Annotated in this window: 22 protein-coding genes and 1 pseudogene; 9 read left to right on the forward strand and 14 right to left on the reverse strand. The window is 58.7% G+C overall.

Annotation, left to right across the window (positions count from 1 at the left end):
• A pseudogene (locus ACVWXZ_RS11055) lies at positions 1–642 on the forward strand (photosystem II D2 protein (photosystem q(a) protein)); the annotation flags it as partial.
• A 121-nt stretch (positions 643–763) separates the two neighbouring features.
• Here the strand turns inward: ACVWXZ_RS11055 and ACVWXZ_RS11060 are convergent.
• From ACVWXZ_RS11060 to ACVWXZ_RS11085, 6 genes are all read right to left on the reverse strand, one after another.
• Positions 764–1,327, reverse strand: a complete 564-nt coding sequence (locus ACVWXZ_RS11060; protein WP_457440758.1) for a shikimate kinase — start codon at positions 1,325–1,327, stop codon at positions 764–766.
• 11 nt (positions 1,328–1,338) lie between these two features.
• The gene (locus tag ACVWXZ_RS11065; RefSeq protein WP_414332173.1) at positions 1,339–1,977 is read right to left on the reverse strand and encodes a riboflavin synthase; all 639 of its coding nucleotides are present in this window, start codon (positions 1,975–1,977) and stop codon (positions 1,339–1,341) included.
• A 12-nt stretch (positions 1,978–1,989) separates the two neighbouring features.
• Positions 1,990–3,687, reverse strand: coding sequence for an ABC transporter ATP-binding protein (locus ACVWXZ_RS11070; RefSeq protein WP_414332172.1), 1,698 nt, complete (start codon positions 3,685–3,687; stop codon positions 1,990–1,992).
• 604 nt (positions 3,688–4,291) lie between these two features.
• Positions 4,292–5,533 carry a response regulator gene (locus ACVWXZ_RS11075; protein ID WP_457482517.1) on the reverse strand — a complete coding sequence of 414 codons (1,242 nt, stop codon included), beginning with the start codon at positions 5,531–5,533 and terminating at the stop codon, positions 4,292–4,294.
• A gap of 246 nt (positions 5,534–5,779) precedes the next feature.
• A complete protein-coding gene (rph, locus tag ACVWXZ_RS11080; RefSeq protein ID WP_011433341.1) occupies positions 5,780–6,514 on the reverse strand; it encodes a ribonuclease PH in 735 nt (244 codons plus the stop codon).
• Between the two features lie 627 nt (positions 6,515–7,141).
• On the reverse strand, positions 7,142–7,894 hold the full coding sequence (locus ACVWXZ_RS11085; protein WP_011433343.1) for a DUF561 domain-containing protein: 753 nt from the start codon (positions 7,892–7,894) through the stop codon (positions 7,142–7,144).
• 193 nt (positions 7,895–8,087) lie between these two features.
• Between ACVWXZ_RS11085 and speB the strand changes: the two genes are divergently transcribed.
• The 5 genes from speB (at position 8,088) to proC (ending at position 12,682) form a co-directional block, all read left to right on the forward strand.
• The gene (gene speB, locus ACVWXZ_RS11090) at positions 8,088–9,011 is read left to right on the forward strand and encodes an agmatinase (RefSeq protein ID WP_414413650.1); all 924 of its coding nucleotides are present in this window, start codon (positions 8,088–8,090) and stop codon (positions 9,009–9,011) included.
• A gap of 72 nt (positions 9,012–9,083) precedes the next feature.
• Complete coding sequence (locus tag ACVWXZ_RS11095; RefSeq protein ID WP_011433345.1) at positions 9,084–9,932, forward strand: prohibitin family protein; 849 nt, start codon at positions 9,084–9,086, stop codon at positions 9,930–9,932.
• Positions 9,933–10,035: 103 nt separating this feature from the next.
• Positions 10,036–10,719 (forward strand): YggS family pyridoxal phosphate-dependent enzyme, encoded by a 684-nt coding sequence (locus ACVWXZ_RS11100; protein ID WP_414374881.1) that lies wholly within the window; start codon positions 10,036–10,038, stop codon positions 10,717–10,719.
• Between the two features lie 578 nt (positions 10,720–11,297).
• Positions 11,298–11,873: a cell division protein SepF gene (locus tag ACVWXZ_RS11105; protein ID WP_011433347.1), complete on the forward strand. Its 576-nt coding sequence runs from the start codon at positions 11,298–11,300 to the stop codon at positions 11,871–11,873.
• 5 nt (positions 11,874–11,878) lie between these two features.
• Positions 11,879–12,682 carry a pyrroline-5-carboxylate reductase gene (gene proC, locus ACVWXZ_RS11110; RefSeq protein WP_457403811.1) on the forward strand — a complete coding sequence of 268 codons (804 nt, stop codon included), beginning with the start codon at positions 11,879–11,881 and terminating at the stop codon, positions 12,680–12,682.
• On the opposite strand, the gene ACVWXZ_RS11115 is transcribed toward proC, so the two are convergent.
• Together ACVWXZ_RS11115 and ruvX are read right to left on the reverse strand one after the other, a co-directional pair.
• Positions 12,679–13,896: an NAD(P)/FAD-dependent oxidoreductase gene (locus ACVWXZ_RS11115; RefSeq protein WP_457403812.1), complete on the reverse strand. Its 1,218-nt coding sequence runs from the start codon at positions 13,894–13,896 to the stop codon at positions 12,679–12,681. The genes proC and ACVWXZ_RS11115 overlap by 4 nt on opposite strands.
• Before the next feature lie 140 nt (positions 13,897–14,036).
• Positions 14,037–14,549, reverse strand: coding sequence for a Holliday junction resolvase RuvX (gene ruvX, locus ACVWXZ_RS11120; protein WP_457395477.1), 513 nt, complete (start codon positions 14,547–14,549; stop codon positions 14,037–14,039).
• 94 nt (positions 14,550–14,643) lie between these two features.
• Here ruvX and ahcY point away from each other — a divergent pair, with 94 nt between their 5' ends.
• A complete protein-coding gene (gene ahcY, locus ACVWXZ_RS11125; RefSeq protein WP_414351063.1) occupies positions 14,644–15,924 on the forward strand; it encodes an adenosylhomocysteinase in 1,281 nt (426 codons plus the stop codon).
• Positions 15,925–15,939: 15 nt separating this feature from the next.
• Here the strand turns inward: ahcY and ACVWXZ_RS11130 are convergent, their stop codons facing one another.
• Positions 15,940–16,419, reverse strand: coding sequence for a hypothetical protein (locus ACVWXZ_RS11130; protein ID WP_414374876.1), 480 nt, complete (start codon positions 16,417–16,419; stop codon positions 15,940–15,942).
• 101 nt (positions 16,420–16,520) lie between these two features.
• A complete protein-coding gene (locus tag ACVWXZ_RS11135) occupies positions 16,521–17,723 on the reverse strand; it encodes an argininosuccinate synthase (protein ID WP_457403813.1) in 1,203 nt (400 codons plus the stop codon).
• Between the two features lie 236 nt (positions 17,724–17,959).
• On the opposite strand from ACVWXZ_RS11135, the gene ACVWXZ_RS11140 reads away from it, so the two are divergent.
• Complete coding sequence (locus ACVWXZ_RS11140) at positions 17,960–19,792, forward strand: FAD-dependent oxidoreductase (RefSeq protein WP_457482519.1); 1,833 nt, start codon at positions 17,960–17,962, stop codon at positions 19,790–19,792.
• Positions 19,793–19,865: 73 nt separating this feature from the next.
• Here the strand turns inward: ACVWXZ_RS11140 and secF are convergent, their stop codons facing one another.
• From secF to ACVWXZ_RS11155, 3 genes are all read right to left on the reverse strand, one after another.
• The gene (gene secF, locus ACVWXZ_RS11145) at positions 19,866–20,867 is read right to left on the reverse strand and encodes a protein translocase subunit SecF (RefSeq protein ID WP_457482518.1); all 1,002 of its coding nucleotides are present in this window, start codon (positions 20,865–20,867) and stop codon (positions 19,866–19,868) included.
• Entirely contained in the window at positions 20,864–22,210 is a 1,347-nt protein-coding gene (gene secD / locus ACVWXZ_RS11150) for a protein translocase subunit SecD (RefSeq protein ID WP_457403814.1), read from the reverse strand. Before secD ends, secF begins: the two co-directional genes overlap by 4 nt.
• Before the next feature lie 78 nt (positions 22,211–22,288).
• On the reverse strand, positions 22,289–23,563 hold the full coding sequence (locus ACVWXZ_RS11155) for an RNA-guided endonuclease InsQ/TnpB family protein (RefSeq protein ID WP_457403815.1): 1,275 nt from the start codon (positions 23,561–23,563) through the stop codon (positions 22,289–22,291).
• A gap of 388 nt (positions 23,564–23,951) precedes the next feature.
• Between ACVWXZ_RS11155 and ACVWXZ_RS11160 the strand changes: the two genes are divergently transcribed.
• Entirely contained in the window at positions 23,952–24,800 is an 849-nt protein-coding gene (locus ACVWXZ_RS11160; RefSeq protein WP_414331048.1) for a hypothetical protein, read from the forward strand.
• 7 nt (positions 24,801–24,807) lie between these two features.
• Here the strand turns inward: ACVWXZ_RS11160 and chlP are convergent, their stop codons facing one another.
• Positions 24,808–26,028, reverse strand: a complete 1,221-nt coding sequence (chlP, locus tag ACVWXZ_RS11165) for a geranylgeranyl reductase (protein WP_414406886.1) — start codon at positions 26,026–26,028, stop codon at positions 24,808–24,810.
• Positions 26,029–26,093 lie beyond the last annotated feature (65 nt).

Raw genomic sequence — 26,093 nt, forward strand, 5'->3', positions numbered from 1 at the left:
CCCTACAACGCCATTGCGTTTAGCGCGCCGATAGCGGTGTTTGTGAGCGTGTTTTTGATTTACCCGCTGGGGCAGAGCAGCTGGTTTTTTGCGCCTAGCTTTGGGGTGGCGGGGATTTTCCGCTTTTTGCTGTTTTTCCAGGGGTTCCACAACTGGACGCTGAACCCGTTCCACATGATGGGGGTGGCTGGCGTTTTGGGTGGAGCGCTGTTGTGTGCCATCCATGGGGCGACGGTGGAGAACACCCTGTTTCAGGATGGGGATGCGGCCAGCACCTTTCGGGCTTTTGAGCCGACGCAGTCGGAGGAGACCTACTCGATGGTGACGGCCAACCGGTACTGGAGCCAGATTTTTGGGATAGCGTTTTCCAACAAGCGGTGGCTGCACTTTTTCATGTTGTTTGTGCCGGTGACGGGTTTGTGGATGTCGAGCATTGGGGTAGTGGGGTTGGCGCTGAACCTGCGGGCGTATGACTTTATCAGTCAGGAGGTGCGGGCAGCGGAAGACCCGGAGTTTGAGACGTTTTACACGAAGAACATTTTGCTGAACGAGGGGATTCGGGCGTGGATGGCGCCGCAGGACCAGCCCCATGAGCGCTTTGAGTTCCCTGAAGAAGTCCTCCCCCGCGGCAACGCGCTCTAAAGGAAGCTACCCTGGCTGCGTCAGGGATCCGCTCCCGGCGAATCTTGAGTAATCAAAAATCAAAAACTAAAGAGTTCAGGGATCCCTCATGGGATCCCTTTTTGTGTTGGGCGCGAGGTGGCTAGGAGGGGATCCCGTCTCGCAAGCGGGCGCGAATGGCTTGCCAGATCTGTTCAACCAACTGGGGCGGGCTGGTTTCTGACCGGATGGGCACCCGCACATCGGCTTGGGCGTAGAACGGCTCTCGCTCTTGCATCAGCTTGTACAGGGCAGCTTGGGGGTCGGGGGTTTGCAGCAGAGGGCGTTGGCCGGGATCCCGCTTGAGCCGCTGCCAAATCAGCTCGGGGGTCGCATCCAGCCAAACGGTGAGGCCATGGTGCAAGTAGCTCCAATTTTTGGGGCGCAACACAATGCCGCCGCCTGTGGCGATCACCAACCGGGTGTAGCTGCTCAACTGGGCCAACACCTGCGTCTCCAGATCCCGGAAGTAGGCTTCCCCATGCTCGGCGAAGATCTGAGCGATGGAAGAACCCCCCACCTGCTCCACCAGACCATCGGTGTCGAAAAATTGAAAGCGCAACTGGGCTGCCAGCTCCGCTCCCACGGTGGATTTGCCGCTGCCCATCATCCCAATGAGATAAACATTTACGCCGCGCAGGCGCTCAACTTCCTCGGGGTGGATCATGGGAAAGGTACCTAGATATAGCCATGCTCGGCCAGAAACTCCAGAGAAACGCTGCTCTCGGGGGGCAGCAAGCCCAGCAATTTTTCCACATACTTGCCCAAAATATCCGCCTCTATGTTGACGGGATCCCCAACTTGGAGCTGAGAAAGGTTGGTCTCGCGGTAGGTTTGGGGGATTACAGCCACCTTGAACCAGCAGCCCCCTTGGCGCACCTCAGCAATGGTCAAGCTCACCCCATTCACCGCCACGCTGCCCTTGGGTACGATGTAACGCCCGATCTCTTCGGGAACCTTGAAGCTCAGCTCCCAGGCGTTGCCAGTGGCGGCTTGATCCCACAGTTGCCCCACCCCATCGATATGGCCGCTGACAAAATGCCCCCCTAACTTGTCTCCTACCCGCAGCGCCGGTTCCAGGTTGACTGTGCGCGGGCCGAGGGATCCCTGGCCCCAAGTCGAGCGCCGCAGGGTTTCCGGCGAAACATCGGCCAAAAATCCATCGGGCAGAATCTCCACCACCGTCAGGCAAAGGCCGTCCACCGCCACGCTATCTCCATAGGCCAACTGAGGTTGCAACCGGGGACAGGTAACCCGTAGCTGTGAAGAATTGATCAACTGGGCTGTGCCCAAACTTCGAACCAGACCCGTAAACATTGCTTTGGCTCCTTAGGTTTTGCCGGCTGCCTTTTTGGCTTTCTGTTTTTCTCGCTCTTTGGCTCGTTTTTCGGCAGCGATTCGCTCTTGTCGGGCTTTCTCTTTCTCTTCAGCGATCTTTTCTAGATAGTAGTGATAGTTGCCCTGGTAGGCGACCAACTCTCCGTTGCGAATCTCTACAATCTTGTTGGCCACTTTTGAGATAAAGTAGCGGTCGTGAGAAACAAGGATCACCGTGCCATCGTAATGCTGTAAAGCTTCTTCCAGCATCTCTTTGGCCGGGATATCTAAGTGGTTGGTGGGCTCATCCAAAATCAGTAGGTTGGCCGGCTGAAGTAGCATTTTCGCCAACGCCAAGCGGGCTTTTTCTCCCCCGCTCAAAGCCGCTACTTTCTTAAAAACGGCGTCGCCGCTGAACAAAAAGCGACCCAACAGCGTGCGCACTTCTTCGTTTTTCCAGTCGGGCACTTCGTCATGGATGGTGTCCAAGACGGTTTTGCTCAGATCCAAAGCCTCTGCTTGATTTTGCTCGAAGTAGGCAGGGATCACATTGTGTGCTCCCAATTTCACAGATCCCTCGGTAGGTTGCTCTAGGCCGGTGATAAGACGCAGCAGGGTGGATTTTCCTGCCCCATTGGGCCCCAGAAAGGCGACGCGATCCCCACGCTCGATCAACAGCTCCGCACCCAAAAACAAAATCTTATCTCCATAAATGTGCGTCAAATTCTCGATCTTCACCACCTCGCGACCACTGCGGGGAGCAGGGGGAAAGCGAAACTTGAGGGTACGCACGTCGCCAATGGGCGCTTCGACCCGCTCGATCTTTTCCAGTTGTTTTTCGCGGCTTTTGGCCTGAGTGCTGCGGGTGGCACTGGCCCGGAAGCGATCGATGAAGGTTTGTTGCCTTTCAATTTCCTTTTGCTGACGTTCGTAGGCAGCTTGTTGTGCCTCTCGCCGTTCAGCTTTTTGGAGTAGGTATTGAGAATAGTTACCCAAGTATGTCGTAGAAACTCCTCGCTCCGTCTCCACAATTTGGGTGCAAAGCCGATCCAAAAACTCTCGATCATGAGAAACAATCACCATGGGGATCGTCAAGCTCTTGAGGTAGTTTTCCAGCCACTCAATGGTCTCCAAGTCTAGGTGGTTGGTCGGCTCGTCTAGCAACATCAAATCGGGTTTTTGCAGCAGGATTTTCCCCAGGCTGATGCGCATCTGCCAGCCGCCGCTGAAGGCGCTCACCAACCGATCCCCGTCCTCCGGCTCAAACCCCATTTCCGGCAGGATTTTCTCAATACGCGCCTCCAGTTCATAGCCATGTAAACTCTCAAATTGGCGCTGTAGACGATCTAGACGGCGCAAAAGGGTTTCCAACGTGTCCGCGTCCGCCTGCTCCATCTGTTGGGTGATTTGGGCAATTTCTTGGTGAATGCGGTTTTCCTCTTGAAAGACTGTCCAGAACTCTTCTCGCACCGTTCGGGCGGGATCCACTCCAAATTCTTGGGTGAGATAGGCGATGCGCAGGTTGGCGGGGCGGATCACCTCGCCGCTGGTCGGTTCTTCTTGCCCGCAGATAATCTTGAGCTGGGTGGTCTTTCCGGCCCCGTTTACTCCCACTAGGCCGACGCGATCCCCAGGCTTAACTTCCCAGTTCACATCCTTGAGCACCTCACCGGTGGGATAGATTTTGCTAATGTGTTCCAGTCGCAGCATAATGCTCCTTGGGGATCGGGACCAATTGGAGAAGTGTGGCGTTTTCTTTACATTCTTTACTCGATTTTACGTATTCTTGGGATCCCTGTCCATGGATCCTGAGCAATTTCTGCTTGATTTCTCCCTCTCATTGATCTTGCCGGGATCCACGACAGCGTTTAATATTTCTGGTTTGCCTTCAGAAGTGCCTGCTGAACCCTGTTCGATCTTTTTTCATGTCTTCAGGGCTTGTTTGTCGGTACCCTTAGTATGGACTCTTTTGCCAGAAGCCTTGTGAGGCTTCTCTAAGGCTTAAACGACCTCTAATGCCAGCGGGGAAAAGCCAGTTCCTGAGAGAGATTGAAGTAGCCGGTCGTGATGACAATGAGGAAGGTTGATCGGATAAGTTTTCAGTGTATGGGATGCTTACTTCGTCTCTTGTTTCTGAAATCCCCGGCAACCTATTTTTCTCTTTTGGGCATGTCCTAATGAGCTATCAATCCATTGACATTAGCAGTCAGCCCAGACAAGTTATGGTCTCTTGAGTTGACTTCTTATCTAACATAAAACCTTTGTTGATTTTGACAGGAAAGCCAATGGCGACGGGGATCAACTCAGAAGGACACTACGCCTTGGCTTGATCCTCGAGGGAACGGGGGGATCCCTGAAACAGGGCAGGATGACCTGTTCTGCCTCCCTGAACCGACAGAGGATTTTGTCTGTGGGCAGGCGGCTGTTGGGCCAGAAGCCGCTTCACCTCTGCATTAAGCTGACTTTCGTTGAAGGGCTTGGTCAAGTAGGCGGTTGCCCCCGACCATTTGCCGCGGATGCGGGCCAGCAGACCATCGCGAGCGGTAACCATCAGGATGGGAAGGGACTTAAACTCTTCTAAGCTGCGCACAATGCGGCAAAGCTCTAGACCATCGATCCCCGGCATGGCGATATCCATCAACAACAGGTGGGGCCGATGCTGAAACAACAAAGGAAGCACCTCGGCGGGGTTGCCCGTTGTAATCACCTGATAGTTGGGCAAATACTGCCGTAGGATTTCCTGCATCACCACGCTGTCGTCTACCGCCAAGATGGTTATCGGGTTGTGGCGCTTGGTCTGCAGCAGCTCTTGGGGGGTTTGTAGGCTGACCAACCCTTTTTTCGCCCAGGATGCAAAGAGATTGGCCACCTCCAGCCGATCTCGACACAGCTTCTTGGCGATCACCTCCAGCGACTGGCCATCTTTGGTGAGGGCGTGGATCTTCTGTCGTTGCTCATCGGTGATGCGATAGCGGTTGACTCGCTCCCAATTGACCACCGGCACCGCCAGCATAGTTGGGATCGCCACCTTCAAATCTGCCCAGCGATCGTGGCGCCGGGCGGCTTCTTGCAGCAGCGGCTCCAACTCAAACCCGCCAATGGGGGCCTCTTGGGCGACCTGCTCCTGCACCTTAAAGTAACAGGTGCCTGCCCGTTCGAATAGGTAGCGGTCGAAATCGGTAAGCAGGTTGAGCCACAGGGCATCTTCCAGCTCCCCCGGCTTGAGCAGGCCCAATTGCGTGATGGCCTCCAGCAGCTCAGGTAAGGAATGGTCTTTCATCAAGCGCTCTTGCACCACCGAGATGGCCCGCTGTGGCCATTCCAAGTTGAGGCGAGGAATAAAGCGGGAGAGTCGTTTCAGCAGGATTTGCGTGTTGAGGGGTTGATCGGCAGAAAAAAGCAGCCTGCCGTGGTAGTAGGTCAACACCCAGGGTTCCGCACCCTCAGAGGGATCCAGTCCCTTGAGGTGAATGTGCAGATATCCAGTGGTAAACCGCCAACCTTGCTGCCTGAGCAGTGGCGCAAGTTCCTCCGAGCCGAACACAAAACGGGACATGCAGCGTTCTCCGGGCCAACTTCTTCAGGCCAAATGAGCAGCGATTCACCTCAGCCACACGCTCAAACCGTCGAAAGGAGAGCTTCAGAGAGCTCACTTATTTTAACAACTGGCTGATCTTAGCTTTCCCGGCCATTCCTTTACAGCAAGGGAATACCGCTTTGCCAACCAGGATATACACCCATGCAATCCCATATGCAGTGCCTTGAAGGATTACCATTGCAAGGCTAGGGTCCGGCTATGGCTCTATCTTTCTAAATTGAGAGCCTGCCGTTGGGCTTGGAGCAATTCTTGGATCCCGGCTTGGGCCATCTCCAACATTTGTAGCAGTTGCGGGCGACTGAAGCAGGCGGCTTCGGCAGTGCCCTGGATCTCGATGAAGGATCCCTGCTCGTTCATAACAATGTTCATGTCCACCTCGGCTTGGCTGTCTTCCTCATAGCACAGATCCACAAGTACCTCTCCCTGCACAATTCCTACTGAAAGGGCCGCCACCTGCTGCCGCAGCGGGGATCCCTGGGCCGGATCCAGCGCCCCCTGTTTGTACAGCCAAGTGATGGCGTCGTGCAGAGCCACATAGCCCCCTGTGATCGCGGCGGTGCGCGTTCCGCCATCGGCCTGCAGCACATCGGCATCGACGGTGATGGTACGGGATCCCAGCTTGCGAAAATCCAAGGCGGCGCGCAGACTTCGCCCGATGAGCCGTTGGATCTCGGCAGTGCGACCCGATAGTTTCAACATCTCCCGCGGCTGTCGTTGTTGCGTGGCTCCGGGCAACATGCGGTACTCAGCCGTCAGCCAGCCTTGGCCGGTGTTCTGCAAAAAAGGGGGAACTTCTTCGGCCACACTGGCGGTGCAAAGGACATGGGTATGGCCGAACTTGACCAACACCGAGCCAGGGGCATAGCGGGTAAAGTGGCGCTCAAAAGAAACCGGGCGCAATTGAGCAGCGGTGCGATTATCTGGGCGTTGCCAGCTCATGGGCAGTTCAAAGAGGGATCCCTCGCATTGTCAACCATGTCTGCCCAATGCGGCTCAGGACTTGGAATCTTTGCAGAACATGACTGGGGCGACGGCTGCGGACGGAATTGGTCTGGGAAGGCAAGGACGACAAGTGTAGCAACCGCCGCAAATTGGATATTGCCGGGTATGCCACCTGATACATTTACGCTGAACACTGCTGAACATCACTGTTCAACTATGCAGCGATAGCATTCTGTTTGTTTCCAAACAGAATGGCGGTATCCCGCAAAGCTTTGAGTAGAATACCCAAAGCGCAGTTTCCGTGTCGTCTTACTACCAATTTTCTGCTTTGCTTTGGCTACCATGTTGGCAGACTCGAAAGTAAACAGAAAGATCAACTGGTAGTAATCCGTACTGAACATATTATACATTATTTTCAGTATAGTTGAGCTTATTATTGACTAGAGTCATGCTCTACGCGGAAGAAAGTGAAGCACTTGTGAGCAGCAAAACTTCTAGCGGCTGATCTCAACCCTCAGCTGCCCTACTTACCTACTTATTCCCTGCTTGTCCAAGAAAATCTAAAAAAAATGCACCAGCGCACGCTGGCGCAAGAGAGTCAACTTTTACCGGTCAGACATCGACCTAGACAAGGGCAGGGATCCGAGATCCTCCCAAGGCCTCCACCAATGCCCGCACTTGAGCCACCATGGCCACTTCATCCTGGAGCCGGCTGACAGCTTTGCCCACCCCTACACCTGAAGCGCCGGCAGCAATGGCCAAGCGCACTGTTACCGTCGAGAGGCCGGAAGCGCAGATAACCGGTACCGAGACGACACGGCTAATTTCATAGGCGGCGGCCAGGGTGGGGGCAGCCTTCTCGATCAGGCCCAGGGATCCCCCGTGAACCGGCTCGGCACTGGTGCTGCCCTCGGTTTGGATGAGATCGGCTCCCAGATCCTCCAGTTTCTCGGCCAATTCTGCCTGTTGATTCAGAGGCAGAGTGTGGGGAACGGTTACCGACAAGAGCGTGCGGGGCAGAAGAGAGCGGGTTCGGCGGGTAAGGTCTAGGACTTCCGCTGCGGAGAAGATGCGGCCTGAAGGGTAGAAGCTGTCGTAATTGCCGATCTCGGCCATGTCTGCTCCTGCCTGTACGGCTGCGGCCAACTGCTGCGGCTCCACCGCCGACACACAGATGGGCAGATCGATCTGGGCGCGTACCCGCTGCACCAATTCGGGGCTGGCAGCGATATCCACCCAAGTGGCCCCTCCCTGTTGGGCGGCGCGGGTGATGCTCAGAACCGACTGCAGGTCGAAGTTTTGTAGACCGCTGATGATCTTGAGGGCCCGACGTTGGGCCAGAGCGTCGAAAAGAGCAGCGTGAGAGGCAGTGGTCATAGGCTCGTCAGCTTGTGGAAAGGCAGTCTAAGAGGAGTGAAAACAAATGGCTGCTAAAACTGGGCTTGGGGAAGCCTTTGCTCAGTCTAGAGGGTTTGCCTCAATCCCACAAGGGTCCCTCTTTACCCCATCATCCCAGTCCTTTTGGCTCACCACAATTCTTCAATAGATTCAATAGAATAGGGATCCCTTCTTGCAAGCCATCATGTATCGCTCTCCCTTCCCCTTCCTGGGCCTGCCTGAGCCGGATCCGGAGATGGCCCAAGCAATTCTCCTGCCCGTCCCCTACGAGGCCACCACCTCCTATGGCAAAGGCACCGCCAAAGGCCCTCAGGCGCTGTTGCAGGCTTCTGCCTATGTGGAGATCTACGACGAGGTACGGGATCGCCAGCCAGCTCTTCACCCCGACTTCTCGGAAGAGATCTCCCGCTACTGGACGGCCCCCCCGGTGGAGTTGGAAGGTCTGGGATCTTCCGCCCAGGAACTGGCTATGGCCGAAATCCAGCGTCGCGCTGCCGAGTGGGTGAGACCGGGGCGGTTCCTGCTTTCCATTGGTGGGGAGCACTCCATCAGCGGGCCCCTGATTGCTGCCCACCTGGCCCATTATCCGGAGCTGCACGTCCTGCAAATCGATGCCCACTGCGACCTGAGAGATAGCTACGAGGGATCCCGCTATTCCCATGCTTCTGCCATGGCCCGCGTGGTGGAGCAAGTGGGCAGCCGCCTCACCCAAGTGGGGATCCGCTCCATCTGCGCCGAAGACCGCCAGACCATTCGCGAGCGCCGTCTGCACACCTTTTTTGCCCACAGCTTGCACACCAAGCCAGCCCAGGAGTGGATCCCAGAGGTGATTGCCACCTTGGGCCCCCAGGTTTACCTGACGGTGGATGTGGATGGGCTGGATCCCGCTGTGGTGCCGGCCACCGGTACCCCCGAACCTGGCGGCTTGGGCTGGTGGGAGACGGTGGAGCTGATCCGGGCACTAGGACAGCAACGGCAAATCATCGGCGCCGATGTGGTCGAGCTGTCGGTCACGGGAGAACGGGAAACCGATCGCCGCAGCGCCTTCACGGTCGCCAAACTGGCCTATCAGATCTTGGCTGCGGCCTTGGGTTAAGCTCAAGAAGAGCTTGGCCGGCCATCCCCGGGGCACCTGTTCGAGTTCTTTAGGTTTTTGGGTAACACACCTGTGAAATCGGCCCACCCCCGTCGTCCTGCTTTTGAACTTCCCGCTTTGTCCTGGATTCCCTTGGTGGGTGGGGCATTGCTGCTGATCCTCTTGGCCACCTTGCTGCAGTGCTTGGTGGTGGTGCCTGCCGGCACACGGGCCGTGGTGTTCAACTCCCTGACGGGGCTGAAGCCGCAGCCGCTGGGAGAAGGGCTGCACCTCCTGCTGCCGCTGGTGGAAACGCCTATCTTCTACGACGTGCGCACCCAAACCTACACCATGGCCTCCCAACGCTCCGAAAACCAGGGGGATGATGCGTTGAAAGTGCTCAGCGCCGACGGCCAGCAGATCTCCCTCGATGTCTCGGTGCGCTTTCGCTTGGATCCCGACCAAGTGGCCCACCTGCACCAGACCATTGGCCCTTCCTACGTGGACAAAGTGATTCGCCCAGAGGTGCGGACGGTGGTGCGCAATGAACTGGCTTTGCACCGCGCCATCGCCGTTTTCTCGGAAGAACGCGAGCAGATCCAGGAAAATGTGGAGCGGCAGCTCTCCAGCATTTTTGCTGAGAATGACCTGATCTTGCAAAACGTGCTGCTGCGCAATGTCCGCTTCTCCGACCAATTCCAAACGGCCATCGAGCAAAAGCAAATTGCCGAGCAAGAGAAAGAGCGGGAACGCTTCCTCGTGGAAAAAGCAGAGCTGGAAAAACAACGATTGGTGATCCTGGCAGAAGGAGAAGCCCAAGCCATTCGCCTCCAGGGGGAAGCCCTGAAGCAAAACCCAGAAGTGGTGCAGTTGGACTACGCGCGCAAACTGGCGCCCGGCACCCGCGTGATCATCTCCCGACCGGATCCCTGGCAGCGGTAGCGGACAGCCCGTTGGCTCTGGGTTCTGCAAAAATCTATCCCAGAGCATTGTTGCCAATTGGAACGAGAATGGGGATAGCGATCCCCGGCCTGCTGACCTGACGATGCCCCTTGACGAGCAGCTCATCCACAGCCGCATTCAGGCCATCCGAGCCCAGATCCCAGACCATGTGGAGATCATGGCAGTGAGCAAAGGCTACAGTGCCGACCACATCCGCGCCGCCTATCGGGCTGGGATCCGCCACTTTGGGGAGAGTCGAGTGCAAGAGGCCGCCGTCAAACAAGGGCAACTGCAAGATCTGACCGATATCGTCTGGCACTTGATCGGGCATCTGCAGACCAACAAAGTCAAACCGGCCCTCAAGCAATTTGCCTGGATTGACAGCGTCGATAGCTTGCGCCTGGCCAAGCTGATCAACCAAAAGGCTTGGGAGCTGCACCTCACCCCCAAGCTTTGCCTGCAGGTTAAATTGGCTCCGGATCCCAATAAGTTCGGCTGGCTCATCCCCGATCTGTTGCAGAGCCTCCCCGAACTGAACCAACTGCTGCAAGTGCAAATTGTGGGCCTGATGACCATTTTGCCTTTGGGCTTGAGCTCAGAGGCGGCCCTAGACCTGTTTCGCAAGCTGGCCGAACTGGCCGATTACATCCAGCGCAGCGGCTATGAACATCTGCAGGTGCACACCCTCTCCATGGGCATGTCCGACGATTACCTCCTGGCGGTGGCAGCAGGCTCTAACTTGATCCGGCTGGGGCGCGCTTTGTTTGCCGACGCCGAGCAGGAATAGATGTGACCTCTGTGAAGCCGTTAAATTGTGATTAAATTTTGTGTAAAGCCGTGCAACTCCCCAGTCGCCCTGCGGGGCACCTTTGGGGCGAGAGTTCGGCTTGGATAATCAAAAGTGGGGGGATCCCGCCCAGGATTTGCCCTATTGGGGAAATTTTGGGGAAATTTGTAATCATTTGCGTTACTTCCGTTAACGTGGGCTCAATCCAGACGGGGAGCAGAGTTCAATCCTGCCAAACAACGGCTTGGCAAGTGAGATGACATCTTCACTTCTTCTGGGTAAACTCTAGTCGTCGAATCAATGGGGTTTTGTTAACCTACGTTAGCCCCCACCTGCTTCGGCAGCTTCCTGAGCAAACCCTGTCTCAGCCTATTGAAAGACTTTGACCGAGAATAAAAGGACGCCCCCTAGCTTGAGTGAGCCACTCAGGATCCAATCAGGAGCCTGAATCCTACGCTCGCCGTAAACCCATGACCTGTAGTGAGGATGTGCATATGAATGTCAATGGAATCTGGAGCAGGGTAAGAGATTTTGTGGGTCTGAATGATCCCGTGGACGGCCTGGAGGAGTACTCTGAAATGGAAGGGCAGGATGATTACCAACTGCTCTACGAGGGACGCCGTTCCCAACCGGCTGCTCCCCCCGAAGAGGAGGAAGTGAGTACCCTTCCGCGAGGGCGGCGGCAACGGGGAGTGGAAGCGGGGGAGGGCTCTGCCGGTCGAGAAGAGTCGCGGGGCCATCGGCGCAGTCAACATCGGGATCGCTCAGCAGGGGGCAGTATGGGGAGCAACGTGATTGGATTACCGGGCGTAAACCCACCCACCAGTGAAGTGGTGGTGATGGAGCCGCGCAGCTTCGATGAGATGGCTCAGGTTATCCAGTACCTACGGGAGCGCAAGACGGTGATCATGAACTTGACCCTAATGGATCCCGCTGAGGCGCAGCGCTCTGTGGATTTCGTTGCCGGCGGCACCTACGCCATCGATGGCCACCAAGAGCGCATCGGAGAGAACATTTTTTTGTTCACCCCCAGCACGGTGATGGTTTCCACCCCCAGTAGCCAAGTGGTGCAGCCGCTGCAGCGCCCTTTGCAAAGCCCTACCCCCCTCTGGCCCAGCACCTATGAGCATCTGCAGGCAGTAGGTCAGCACTAGTTGCTATGGAGCGGCCACTGCTAAGTGTTATCGGGGGTGGAGCCATGGGATCCGCCCTGCTGCGGCGTTGGGTAGCTGTGGGAGTTTATCCCGCAGCGCAGGTGGCCTTGCGGGAGCCTGATCTGGATAAGGCTGTGGCCCTGCAGCAGGAGCTGGGTATCCGATTGTTGGCGGATCCATCCCAGGCGGGAGAGTCTGAGATTCTGTTTCTGGCCGTTAAACCGCAGCTCTTCCCGGCAGTGGTGGCTGAGATGGGCCGGCTGTCCGCCACAGAGCTGGTGATCTCGATTATGGCCGGGATCCCCTTGCAGCAGTTGCAGCAGGCTTTTCCCAAACAAAAGGTGGTGCGCACGATGCCCAACACGCCGGCGCTGGTGGGGGCGGGCATAACGGCCATCAGCTACGGGCCAGGGGTGACGCCTATGCAGGTGGAGCAGGTGGAGAAGCTGTTTCGCGCGGTGGGCGAGGTGGTGACGGTGGCCGAAAGCCAGATGGATGCGGTGACGGCACTTTCGGGTTCCGGGCCGGGGTATCTGGCGGTGATTCTGGAAGGGCTGATCGACGGAGGGGTACAGGTGGGGCTGCCGCGTCCCATTGCTACCCAGTTGGCCCTGCAGACCTTGGCGGGTACTGCTGCCCTCTTGCAGCAAGAAAATCTGCACCCTGCCGTTCTCAAAGACCGGGTCACCAGTCCAGGGGGGACGACCATTGCCGGGATCCAAGCCTTGGAGCAGGCGGGGGTGCGGGGAGCCCTGATGCAGGCAGTGCGAGCGGCCTACGAGCGCTCTTGCCAGTTACAGGGATCCTAGCGGGCCAGCAGCCCTTGCCACAGGGGGCGGGTGATCCAATTCCATCCCACCTTGAGCTGGTGTTCCAGGGTGGGCAGGCGCACCAAATAGGCAGTTCGCCGGGCCAAATAGCCCAGGGGGCCGGTCAGGGTGAGGCCGCCAAGGGCAGAAAGCACCGCCGTATCCACCCCCAGGCTGAGCATTTCCCCCAGAGAAAAGTAGCGAAAGGGCAAGAGAGGCCGCTCCTGGGTGAGCAAAGCCCACAGGTTCCAGGCGCAATAACCGGCCTGTTGAAAAGCCGCTTGGGCTGTGGCCGGCACCGGCTTGCCCTCCGCATCCACCACCGCTGCTGCATCTCCCAAGGCAAAGATCTCTGGGAAGGTGGGGGTTTGTAGGGTGGACAAAACCTGTAGCCGTCCCCGCTCCGTTTTGGGCAGATCCAAATTGGCAATCACCGCTGCCGGTCGGGTTCCGACAGTCCACAGCACAGCATCCACAAGATCTGTGGCGATCTCCTGGCTCTCCAGCCGTTGCAGCTGCAGACGGAAGGGAGGGGCGCCGTTCTCGTTAAGGGCCTCGATGCCCAAGACCTTGGTTTGCAACTCCACCTGCACCCGCCGTTGGGCCAGCGCCTCTTGGGCCGCCTCCCGGCTGGAGGGAGCAAAGCCGGACAAGATTTGGGATCCCAACTCGATGAGGCGGATCCGTCCCCGCCAGCCCAGCCGATCCGCCAATTTGCAGGCCAATTCCACGCCACTAGCCCCTGCTCCTGCAATGGCCAGAGCCACAGGCTGAGCCGGATCCCGGTCTTCCAACGCCTTCAGGTGGGCGCGCAGCCGCTGAGCATCTGCCAGGGTGCGAAAGGGAAAAGCAAACTCCGCCGCTCCCGGAACGCTCTCCAGAGGGGTTTCTCCCCCCAGCGCCAGCACCAGCGCGTCATACTCCAAGCTCTGCCCATCTTTCAGCTCCACTCGGCGGGCTTGAGGGTCAATGGCCTGGACAGATCCGCGGCGAAACTGCACCGATCCCGGGGGCAGCAGATCTTGAAAACGGGGGGCCACCTCCCAGTCTTCCATTTCTCCGGTGAGCAGCTCATAAAGCAGGGGGGCAAAGACGAACCGCTCCTGCCGATCGACCAAGGTGATCTGGGGTGGTTCTGGCCAGGGTTGCCGGCTCAGTTCCAAAGCTGTGTACAACCCGCCAAAGCCGCCCCCAAGAATGCAAATGCTATTCATGCTCGGATGGTTCACGTGACGTTATCAGACGTTATCAAAGTTGCGCGAAAGGCCCCGACTGAACAATCACACCCTGCTGATGCAGAAGGGGCAACGAGGGATGGCCCACCTTGGGCTTGAATTGATTTAAACTTTCCCGGCTAGACTTCTCCAGCGTAGTCTTTGTTGCCCCAGCTTTGCCAAGCCGGCACTTCTGACAGGGAAGCCCGTCGCTCGTCCAGCCAAGTTTGGAGAATTACCGCCGCCGACTGCTGATCGATTAAGCCCTTCTGGGCTTTGGCCGGGATCCCCGCCTCGCGCAGGTCCCACTCCGCCTGCACGGTGCTCAGGTATTCATTGACGGTAACAATGGGAAGATCCACGGCCACCTGCAAAGCGCGCACAAACCGCTGGACTTTGCGGGCCTGGGATCCCACCGACCCATCCGCCAGAAGGGGGATCCCCACCACCACCACGGTGGCCTGGCGGCGGCGGATCCACTCCTGCACTTGGGCAATGTCCTCTGAGAGGGAACGGCGCTGGATCACCCCCAGGCCAGTAGCCAGCAGCCCCAGCCGGTCGGAGCCGGCCACGCCAATGCGGCGGTTGCCTACATCCAGCCCCAGCGCTGAAAGGGGATCCCTTGTGGCAGAATAGTTCAGGCTTATCGACATCCTTGCTGATCTTTATGGCTGCCTGGCCCCCTTTGGGGCTTGCAGTTTCCGTTCCTCTATCCTCTCTCGATGACCCTGTTTGGAGCAACACTCGATGACCAGCGCTACCCTGTCTCTCCCGAAGCATGAAGTGAAAGATCTGAACCTCGCCCCCCTGGGCAAGCAACGGATCCAGTGGGCGGCGCGGGAGATGCCGGTGCTGGCCCAGATCCGGGAGCGCTTTGCTCAAGAAAAGCCCTTTGCCGGGCTGCGCTTGGTGGCCTGCTGCCACATTACGACCGAAACGGCCAACCTGGCCCTGGCTCTACAAGCAGGGGGGGCGGATAGCGTTCTCATTGCCAGCAATCCCCTCTCCACCCAGGACGATGTGGCCGCCAGCCTGGTGGCGGACCATGGCATTTCGGTGTTTGCCCTCAAAGGAGAAGATGTGGCCACCTACCGCCGCCATGTCCAGATTGCCCTAGATCACCGCCCCAACCTGATTATCGACGATGGCGGAGATGTGACGGCGGAGCTGGTGCAGCACCGTCAGGAGCAACTGTCGGAGCTCATCGGCACCACGGAAGAGACCACCACTGGCCTGGTGCGCCTTAGGGCCATGCTCAAGGCGGGGGTGCTCAGCTTCCCGGTGATGACCGTCAACGACGCCGAGACCAAACACCTGTTCGACAACCGCTACGGCACCGGCCAATCCACCCTGGACGGGATCCTGCGCTGTACCAACATCCTTCTGGCCGGGAAGACGGTGGTGGTGGCTGGCTACGGCTGGTGCGCCAAGGGAGTGGCCATGCGGGCCCGCGGCATGGGATCCCAGGTGATTGTCACGGAAGTCAACCCGGTGCGGGCTCTGGAGGCGGTGATGGACGGCTTCCGGGTGATGCCGATGGAAGAAGCCGCTGCTCTGGGGGACATCTTCATCACCGTCACCGGCAACAAGCACGTGATTCGCGGCGAGCACTTCGACCGCATGAAGGATGGGGCGATGGTCTGCAACGCCGGCCACTTTGACATTGAAATCGACCTGGTGGCGCTGCAGGAGCGGTCCGTCTCCCGACAGACGGTGCGCCCCTTTGTGGAAGAATACCGTCTGCAGTCGGGCAAGTCAGTGGTGGTGCTGGGGGAAGGCCGCCTGATTAACTTGGCTGCTGCCGAAGGGCACCCTGCCAGCGTTATGGACATGAGCTTTGCCAACCAGGCCCTGGCCTGCGAATACCTGGTGAAAAACCGGGGCCGCTTGGCCCCAGGGCTTCACCCCATTCCTCTCGAGGTGGACGAGGCCATCGCCCGCCTCAAGCTCAAGGCCATGGGGATCCAAATCGACAGCCTCACCCCCGAGCAGATCGAGTACGGCAACACCTGGACTGCCGGGACTTGAGGGTGGGTGCTGGCGCTACGAACCTGAGATACATCCTAAAACCTGTCGCACCTGGGCCAACTCGTCAGCAGGGAGGCGAGCTTTCAACTCCTTCTCCCAGCGATCCAGCCAGTTGCACAGTACCTCCGGCAGACAAACCTTTTGGTTATAGAGCTCACACACTACCCAAAGGCTGCCGTGGACGACAACGCCGCTCTCCGCGCAAGCTCTGCGCAACCGGCCATCGTTGGAGAGGAGCGTAGAGCTGCTGGTACGGCAGTAGTGAAGACACAATGCGTCAGCTATCGACAACCCACTTTTCTTCAGAACCATTGCCTCTGGAAGCCACGTTTCCTGCACCTGGACAACCTGCACGCCCAAAGCAAGAACCTGGGACTTGCAAGGGTCATCGACTTCTGCCAGTACCACGTCAAGCACCTCCAGACTTGCCAGTCTTGCCAAGGATTCCAGCCCCCCAACCTTGGCGAAGTCAATGAGGATGTTGGCTTCAGGCATAGCTGCCCCTCTCATTGTCTCCGCCGAGGCGCGTTTGGGTAACTCCAACAGGTTGTCCAGAGATCCATCCAATGGAATGAGAGTGGGATCACCACTTCAGCCTAGCCCCGGTGCACCTGGGCCCAGACACGGGTGGGCAGGCTCCAGATGTAGATAAAGCCTTCGGCGGCGCGGTGGTCGAATTGATCCCCTTCCCCGTAGGTGGCCAGCTCTGGGTTGTAAAGAGAGTAGGGAGAGCGACGGCCCACACAGACCGCCTGGCCCTTGTGCAACCGCATCCGCACGACACCGGTGACGCTTTTCTGGGTGGCGCGGATAAAGGCGTCCAGAGCCTCCCGCAGCGGCGAGTACCAAAGGCCGTTGTAGATCAACTGGCTGTAGGTGGTCTCGATGCCGTACTTGTAATGGATGACATCGCGGGTGAGGGTGAGGCTTTCCAGCTCGCGGTGGGCTTGGATCAAGACCATTAGAGCAGGGCACTCGTAGATCTCCCGCGACTTGATCCCCACCAGGCGGTTTTCAATCATGTCGATGCGGCCCACCCCATGCAGGCCAGCTAAGGAGTTGAGCTGCTCGAAGAGGGCTTTGGGACTGAGGCGCTGCCCATCCACCCCGACAGGGATCCCTTGCTCGAACTCAATCTCCACGTAGGCGGGCTCGTCGGGTGTCTGGGAAATAGGCCGGGTGAGGGCATACACTTCCTCCGGCGGCTCCCGGTCGGCATCTTCTAGGATGCCGGCTTCAGCGCTGCGGCCCAAAATGTTGAGGTCGATGCTGTAGGGGCTGGACTTCTGCACGGGCATGGGGATCCCGTAGCGCTCCCCATAGGCAATGGTCTCCTCGCGGGTCATCCCCCACTCGCGGGCAGGGGCCAACACTTTGAGCTGGGGATTTAAAGCAGCAATAGCCAGATCAAAGCGCACCTGGTCGTTGCCTTTGCCGGTGCAGCCGTGGGCCACCGCATCGGCGCCCACCTCTTCCGCCACTTCCACCAGCAGCTTGGCAATCAGGGGTCGGGCCAGGGCCGTGGAAAGGGGGTAGCGCTGCTCGTAGAGGGCGTTGGCCTGGATGGCCGGGAAGGCATAGTCGGTAATGAGGGCCTGGACAGCCTCCCGCACCAGAGATTGCTCTGCCCCCGCCCTGAGGGCTTTGGCCTGAATGGCCTCCAGCTCCGCCCCCTGCCCCAAGTCGACTGCCAGGGCCACCACCGATTCCACCCCCCACTCGTGCTTGAGATAGGGAATGCAGACGGAAGTATCCACCCCGCCTGAATAGGCCAATACCACCTTCTTTGCCCGTCCCATGGGATCCCGCCGTTGCCGTTAAAAAGTTGCTAGCCCATTATGCCCTGTGGCAGGGATCCTGGCTGGCCTCAATGTCGGTTTCCTCAGCTATTCTCAAGGGGATTTCTCCTGCCGGGGAAAGGCCGGGGGTGTGAGTGAGCATGGCTGGCAAAAAGACGGCTGCGGCGTGCCGGGGATCTGAGCCCAAGCGAACTGTGGGGCTGGGGATCCTGTCGCTGCTGAGCTTTGTGGCCGGGATGGGGTTTGCCGCCCTCTCCCAGCCAGAGGTGGGATCCCCTGTTGCCGTCTCCGAGCCGGAGGTGCCCCGTTTTACCGCCCACGGTTGGCCCTTGTTGGATCCCTTGCCGCAGCCGGACGAGATTTGGGAGTGCGAGCTGGTGGTGGTGGGCGGATCCCTGGGAGGGGTGGCAGCGGCAGGCCATGCCATGCGAGGGGGGGTGCAGACCTGTCTCATCGAGCTCACCCCTTGGCTGGGGGGTCAGATTACCTCCCAGGGGGTATCGGCCATTGATGAATCGCTGCCGATGCGGCAACGGGGCAATTTTTCCCGCCACTGGCTGGAGTTCAAGGCCTTGATCGAAAGCCAGCCGGTGCATCTGCCGGCCTGGACAGGGATCCCGCCGGGAACCCGCGTATCCGAGATCAACAGCTGCTGGGTGGGAGGGCTGTGTTTTCCGCCCCAGGCCGGGCTGCAGGCGGTGGAAACCTGGCTGCAACAGGCAGCCCAAAATGCCCCCAACAGCCGCTGGGCTACCCAAACGGCTTTTAAGGGGGCCACCTTCAGCGCCGATGGATCCCGGATTGAAAGCATTTACGCTGTGCAGCGGCAGCCGCGGGATCCCGATTTTGTGCCGCCGGGACGGCTGTGGCGGGAGCTGGTGAGCTGGTATGGCTGGCAGGAGACGGAAGTTTTTGCCAAACGGGTGTTGAGGCTGCAGGCACCACCAGGCCGCAACCTGTTTGTTATCGATGCCACCGATACCGGCGAGCTGGTGGGCTGGGCCGGGATCCCCTATCGGCTGGGTTCGGAAGGGCGAGACGTGACCGGAGAGCCCAATGCCGCCCCCGCCAGCAACCCGGAGTGCACTCAAGCCTTTACCTTTCCCTTCGTGCTGGCCATCCACGACGATGGCGGTCGCTCCCGCGCCGAGCTGGTCCAGCTGCAGCCGGGCTATTCCCGCGCCGAACACCGCCGCGAGTTCGACATGGAGGGTTTCCCCACCTTCAGCGGCCAGAGCTTTTTCAATTACCGCCGCATCGTCAGCAAGGGCCGCCGGGATCCCTTCTACAGCACGCCTGTTCCAGGCGACCTGACGCTGGTGAACTGGAACCGCGGCAACGACTGGGGGATCATGAACCCGCCCCTGATCCTGACGGAAGAGCGGCTAGTGGCCTCAGGGCAGCGCCACAACTGGCTGGGGGGCCTGGATGTCTCGGCCATCAAAGATGGAGAAAACCACGCCCTGCTGTTTGCCGAGTGGCTGATGGAAACTCAATCCCGCTCTGGCTATCCCCTGTCCTTGGTGTTTGCCGAAGAGTCCTTGCTGGGCACCCGCTCCGGCCTCAGCCTCTACCCATACATCCGGGAAGGTCGACGCATTCTGGGGCGATCTGCCTACGGCCAAGCGGAGTTCCTGATGTTGGAGCAGGATATTCGCGTCGGCACCACTGGGGGACGGGACTTCAGCCCCACCGTGGTGGGAGTTACCCACTACGCCATCGACATCCACGGCTGTCGCTACCGCAACTGGGAGCCCTCTCTTTCGGCCAGCTCCGCGCCAGTCAACGAGTTTTCCGTCCGTCCCATTCTCATTCCCTTGGAAGCCCTGATCCCGCAGAAGGTGGATAACCTGCTCATCGGCGGCAAAGGGATCGCCGTCAGCCACATTGTCAACGCCGCCACCCGCGTGCATTACGGTGAATGGACCATCGGCTCGGCAGCAGGCCTGACCGTGGCTTGGCTGCGCAGTCAAGCTCCCGGCCTGATCCCAGCTCAGATCGTACCGCAAGGCAAAATAGCCGATTTACAGCGCTACCTGATCTCCCATGGGCAAAGACTGCAATGGTGAACCCAGAGGACACCGTCTCAGCGCGAACGACAGATCCCCACCCAATCGACCCAATTTTTCCGATATCGGGGCCCTAGCCCTCAGAGGGAAGTGAATCGGGATCCCTGCCTGCGCGGGCATCTTCGCTACTTTTGCCATAGCGCTGCTGCCGCCACCACACCAACAGGGGGCTGGCGATAAAAATGCTGGAATACACCCCCAAAGTAAAGCCAATGAGCAGGGCAATGGCAAACCCCTTCAAGGTAGCTCCCCCGAAAATGGCGATGGCAACTAGGGGCAGCATCGTCGTCAGGGTGGTGTTCAGGGAGCGGGCAAAGGTCTGGTTCAGAGATAGGTTTACCACCTCGGCCAGGCTGACCTTGCGGCTCACCAGACGCAGATTCTCGCGGATGCGGTCGTAGATGACCACGGTGTCGTTGACGGAAAAGCCGATGATGGTCAGCAGCGCCACCACAAACAGGCTGTCCGCCTCCATACCCACCGTCAGGCCCAAAAGGGCAAATAGCCCTATCGTCAACACTACATCGTGCAGCAGCGCCACAATGGCAAACACCGCGTAATCCCACTGAAAGCGCAGGGCCAGATACACCACAATCAGGCCGAAAGAGATGAGCACGGCCACGATGCCGGAACGCAAGAGCAAACGCCCCACCGTCGGGCCCACTGTCTCCACCAGATTGCGCTGGAAGGGGGCAACCTCCTGCCGCAGGGTGGCTTCCACGGCCAGCCGCTCTTGCTCAGTCAAGGGGGGCATGCGGATCAGGGCTTCCTGGCCCGTTTGGGTGTCCAGCTGGATGATGCTGGTGCCCAGGTTGTGTTCCTGCAGCGCCCGTCGCAGCTCCTCGGTGGTGACAGGCCGCTCAAAGCTCAGATCCAGCAAGGTGCCGCCGGAAAAATCCAACCCCAGCCGCAGGGGAGTTCCCAGAGAAGCCAGGGAAAAGGCCATGCTGACCAGCCCCACCAGCAGCACCGCCAAGGACAAGCTGAACCACAGCTTGCTCCGTCCAACAATGTCGAAGCGATAGTCGAGCAACCGAGAGGCGGGATCTACGGGGGATAGCTCTTGAGCCGTCATGATTGGGCCGCCTCCATCCGAACGCCGTAAAACTCAGGTTTGCGCAAGCTGGGGATCCCCATTGCCGCCAAGAGCAGGCTACGGGTGCAGGTGATGGCCGTAAAGAAGCTCACCAGAATGCCAATGCCCAGGGTTACCGCAAACCCTTTCACCAGTCCCATCCCCAGCCAGAAAAGCACGCCACAGACCAAAAGGGTGGTCACATTGCTGTCCAGGATGCTGCTGAAGGCGCGGTTAAACCCTTCCGAAATGGACTTGTAGATGGATTTGCCGGCCCGCAACTCTTCTTTGATGCGCTCGAAGATCAGCACATTGGCATCCACCGCCATGCCGATGCTGAGGATAAAGCCGGCGATCCCTGGCAGAGTCATGGTTACCCCCAGCAGTTGGAAGAGAGCAAAGGTACAGAGGGCGTAGATAAGCAGAGCAATGTCCGCAATCAGCCCTGGCAGGCGATAGTAGGCCACCATAAAGAGGAAAACCAGCACCAGGCCCCCGATCCCGGCATAGAGGCTGCGGCGCACGCTCACTTCCCCCAAAGTGGCCCCGACGGTGCGATTTTCGATCACCTGAATGGGAACCGGCAGCGCCCCTGCCTTGAGCTTGACCGCCAAGTCAGTGGCGGTTTCCACCGTAAAATTGCCCGTGATCACCGCCGTCCCGCCGGTGATGCCGGTGCGGGCAAACTCCGGCCCCACGATCGGGGCACTGATCAACACGTCGTCCAGAAAAATGCCCAATGGACGTTCTGTTCCGGCCAGATCTCGGGTGAGCTGAGTAAACTTTTCTGCCCCCTCCGGCTTGAACTCCAGCAGCACCTCCCAACTCTGGGATCCGCGGCGAGGGGCTTGGGGATAGGCATTGCGCAGCAGATCCCCGGTGAGGCCGACCCGCTCAAACAGAGTATCCGGATCCTCCCCCGCTGTTATCTCTCCCCGCTCGTTGCGGGGCAGCGCGCCGACGGGAACCAAGCCCTTGCGAAACTCCAGTTGGGCTGTATCTCCAAGGAGAGCAATGGCCCGATCCGGATCCGCCACCCCCGGCAACTGCACGAACAGGCGGTCTTGGCCGCTGATCTGCACCAGAGGCTCAGCCACCCCCAGCCCGTTGATCCGCTGCTGGATGACGGCCTCTACCCCCTGCATCACTTCGGGGGTGATTTCAGGCACCTCCTCGGTGGGCACAGCTTGTAGCGTGAGCTGGGTTCCTCCCTTGAGGTCAAGGCCAAGGCGAACCTCCCGGCTGAAGCCCAAGTAAACGAGGGCAACCACCACGGCCAAGATGAAGATCAGCCCTCGCAAAAAGGAGAGCCGACTGAGCCACGACGCTGAGGATCTAGCCATACTGCTGAGAAGGTGAGGAACACGGTCGCACTCGATCTGAGGCTCTTAGGATTTTGGCACTTTGTAAACTACCCGACCCTACACCGCCTTAGCAGTGTAGCGCGGGCTTTCAGTAGCCCTGAGCCTGTTATGCTCTACCAGAGAACAAAACAAGCCCGAACCTCTAGGCTGGTTTACGACAGCCCCCAAAAGCGCAATCACATTCGCACCATTCAAATCCGCATCCCCTTCCCATCCACAGTGTCCACACTTAAACTTCTTTCCACTGCGGTAGGATTGCGCAGGGTCGGGATGAATGTGCAAACACCGGTGGCAGGTCTGCGACGTGTAGGCAGGCGGAACAAGAATCAGAGCAACCCCCGCACGCAGAGCCTTGTACTCCAAAAATTGACGGAGTTGATAAAACGCCCAACTATTTGCCCGCCTACGCTCTGTCTTGCTGCGTGGCTGTTGATTGACCCTTTCCCGATCGCGCCAGCGGGACGGAGTCCTTATCCCTGTCAAGTCTTCCAGAGCAAGAGCGCTATTTGTCGCCTTTGCCCTAGAGACAATAGCTTTGGAGATGCGATGATTGACCCACGTTTTTGCTACGCAACGCTGACGCGACTGAAAGCGTCTTTCCTTGCCAGACAGCCGTTGCAACAGTTCTCTGCATCTGCGCCGCGAACTGCGGGTGCCCTTACTGGCTTTGCGTTGAAGTACCGCCCTCAACCGCGAGTGATGGTCTCGGACTCGGTTCAACTGCTGTCCATTCCAATTGTCCCCGTCTGACGTATGGGCAATATCTGTCCTTCCCAAGTCCACCCCCAGCACTCTACCCGTGCGTTGCGGTGGGGATGGCTCCGTTTCCACACAGATTTGAATGGAGTAGGAGCCGTCTTTACGCTTGACCAGGGTGGCAGATTTGGGATTGGAGCCCGCCAGCCGTTCTCTCTGGTAGCGGCCAATCGCCAGCTCAAAGCGCTCCCGACCCTCCACCGTGGTCAGCGACACCGTCCAGTCTTTTTGACGGAACGAAAAGATACGAGCGTCGTAGGTAGCGAAGCCCCCTTTGAACGCTTTGACGGGGCGGTTTTTCTGTTGGGCAACTTTACGGGCGCCGGCCAGCCGTCTGCAGACCTGCTGGTCGCGTAAGCGGGACGTAGTCCTTGCCAAGTTACTGGATAAGCCGAACCGGGCACGGATTTCGCGGTAGCACAGAGACTGGAGCTTAACGGCGTTGGCGACTTTCTCCGGCGTGTTCTGGTTGACCCAATTCAAGGCTTGGCCGAAAGCAGCCAAGGTCGCGTCCAATTTGGCGGCTTGCGACTGGGACACCTTGAGCTTGCAGGAGACGGTCAGGACTTGGGTCATGGTTCTATCGTAACTTCCGCATTCCTCCCGACACTGACCCTACGGGTACAGTGCGGGGCTCCTGCGCTAGTAAGCTGAACTTTCTGATCCTATCGCAGACGGGATCCCAGCGGAAAACGGCAGAGCCGGTGGCGCTGCCCCGACAAAATGGCCCCTGGGATCCACCGCCAAGGCAACCCCCAGCTTGATGAAGATAGGCACCGGGTTATTTTTGGGCAGAGCGGATGAGGTTCAAAGCCGTTAGCCTTGAAGTTGAAAAGATTACTCTGGTTAAAGACTGCCCTCGCTGGTTTGCGCCAGCCCTGGGTTAGGCTATTGCCATTCCGGGGGAGCAAGAAACACCGCTGCTCTGCCCCAAAGTCCGCAAGTTGAGTGAAGGAAGGTTGAGGTGAAGGGGAGACTGACCTGCCATTTCCCTGTGCTGCTATTGGCCCTGCCTCTGTGGGGATCCCCGACCTGGGCCGGAGAGTATTTCACCGAGGAAGTGACCAGCCCTAGCCTGGAGATCGTTCACGGCTGGCGGCAGGAGGTGTACGGCATTGGGGTCACCATCACCAACACCAGCCTCGGCTCCTTTCGCGTGCCCTTGGAAATTGATATGGAGGATCGGACTAGCTGTGAGCGGGCCGACTTGGTGCTGACCAACAATCGCATCATGCCGATGGGATCCTTCCAAGATTGCATTCTCAACATCTTTCCCTACCTGGATAAGTTCATCAACCAAGAAGTCGCCAGCATCCGAGTCACCCTAAAAGGGCCAGCTCCCCTCCTGGAAATTCCGGTAGAGGAGTCGGATCGACTGATTTTGGCCCAGGTGGCCAACCAATCGCGGGAAGCCTTTGTTTTCTTTCAGCAGGAGTTGGCCCGTGTTTTGGAGCTGCTGAGGCAGTCGGATCCCAAGCAAAGCGAGACGGCCCCACAGCCTGGCACCCCAGTTCCGACCGCCACCCCAGCCGAGTCTGCCGCTAGCCCAGGAGATTTTGTAATCGTGGGATCCATTCGGGAAGAACGAGTGGGGGCCGGTAGCCGCCTAAGCGTGGAAGCGATCAACCGCAGCACCCGCACGGTTCTCAACGCCCGTGCTCGTTTCACCTTCTATCGGGGAGAAGAAGTTGTCGATACGCGAGTGGCAGCATTTGAGCCCAGCGACGTGCCCCCCGGACAAAGGGCCTCTGCCAGTGTGCTGAAAACCGAGGCCAACTGGGATCGCGTTACGGTGACCTTCCAGTGGCAGTAGGGTTGTCTCAGGGGGCTAAAGCGTTGCCGCGAATCAGGCTGCCCAAGGTTTTGACCGTGATCTTGAACTGCACCCAAGGGCTCATGGGCACTACCGTCTTGTAGAGGTAGCTGTCAAAGGTCATCCTCTGCACGTCCCGGTCGGCGCACATCTCCACAAAGGCTTCGCGGGTGGCATTGGAACGGTAGAACACCCGCTGCAGGATGTCCAAGACCTTGTAGGTCAGGCCGTACTGGCGATCCCAGCGCTTGAGATACAGTTTTAGATCCTCCTCTGTGGGAATGCGCTTGCCGCCGTTGGAGGTCTCGACAAGGGTCTCGGCACACATGCGGCCTGACTTGGCGGCAAAATAGATCCCTTCGCCGCTGGATTTGGTTACGTATCCCGCCGCATCTCCCACCAAAGCAGCACGGCCCACCACGCGGCGCGGGCGGGGATGCTCTGGGATCGGATGGGCTTCCACCTTGATCACCTGGCCTCCTCGAATCCGCTCGGCAGCACGGGCGCGGATCCCAGCTTGCAACTTTTGGATGTGGGCTTGGTTTGCCCTCATGGTGCCGGTGCCCACGGCTACATGGTTGGACTTGGGAAACACCCAGGCATAAAAGTCTGGAGAAACATCGTCCCCCACATACATTTCTGCCCGCTCTGCGTAGTAGGCCATTTTGTCGTCCGGGAGCCGGATGCGCTCCTGAAAGGCCAGCGCATAGTTGTAGTCGCCAGCACCAATGGCTTCTGCCACCTTGGAGTGGAACCCATCCGCCCCGATCACCACATCCACAGCCAAAGAACGCGGCACCCCTTGCCTCGATCCGTCGGAAAAATCGTTGTAGTGCAGGATGTAGGGATCCCGGCCATTCTGGGGGATTTCCAGATGCATTACCTTGCCGTTGATCAGCTCCGCCCCTTTTTGGTGGGCACGATTGCGCAAGAAGGCATCCAAGATCTCGCGGCGGCACATGCCGATGTACTCGTTTTCTTTTTCGAGGGCGATATCCACCTCATAGTTGGAAGGGGAGATCATCTTCATCTTGCGCACTTTGCGGTCGATGATCCCCTCGGGGAGGTCGAACTCGGAGACCATACAGAGGGGAATGGCGCCCCCGCAGGGCTTGGCGTTGTCCAGCTTCCGCTCAAACAAAAAGGTCTCGATTCCAGCTTGGGCCAGAACTTCGGCAGCAGAGGCTCCGGCTGGGCCGCCCCCCACAACAGCAACTCTCAGACTCAAGGTGCTCTCCTCGATGCAAGTGCAACTGGCTCATCAGACAGCAGGCATCCTACCACAGCTCCTCA

Source organism: Thermostichus sp. MS-CIW-38 (assembly GCF_054058415.1).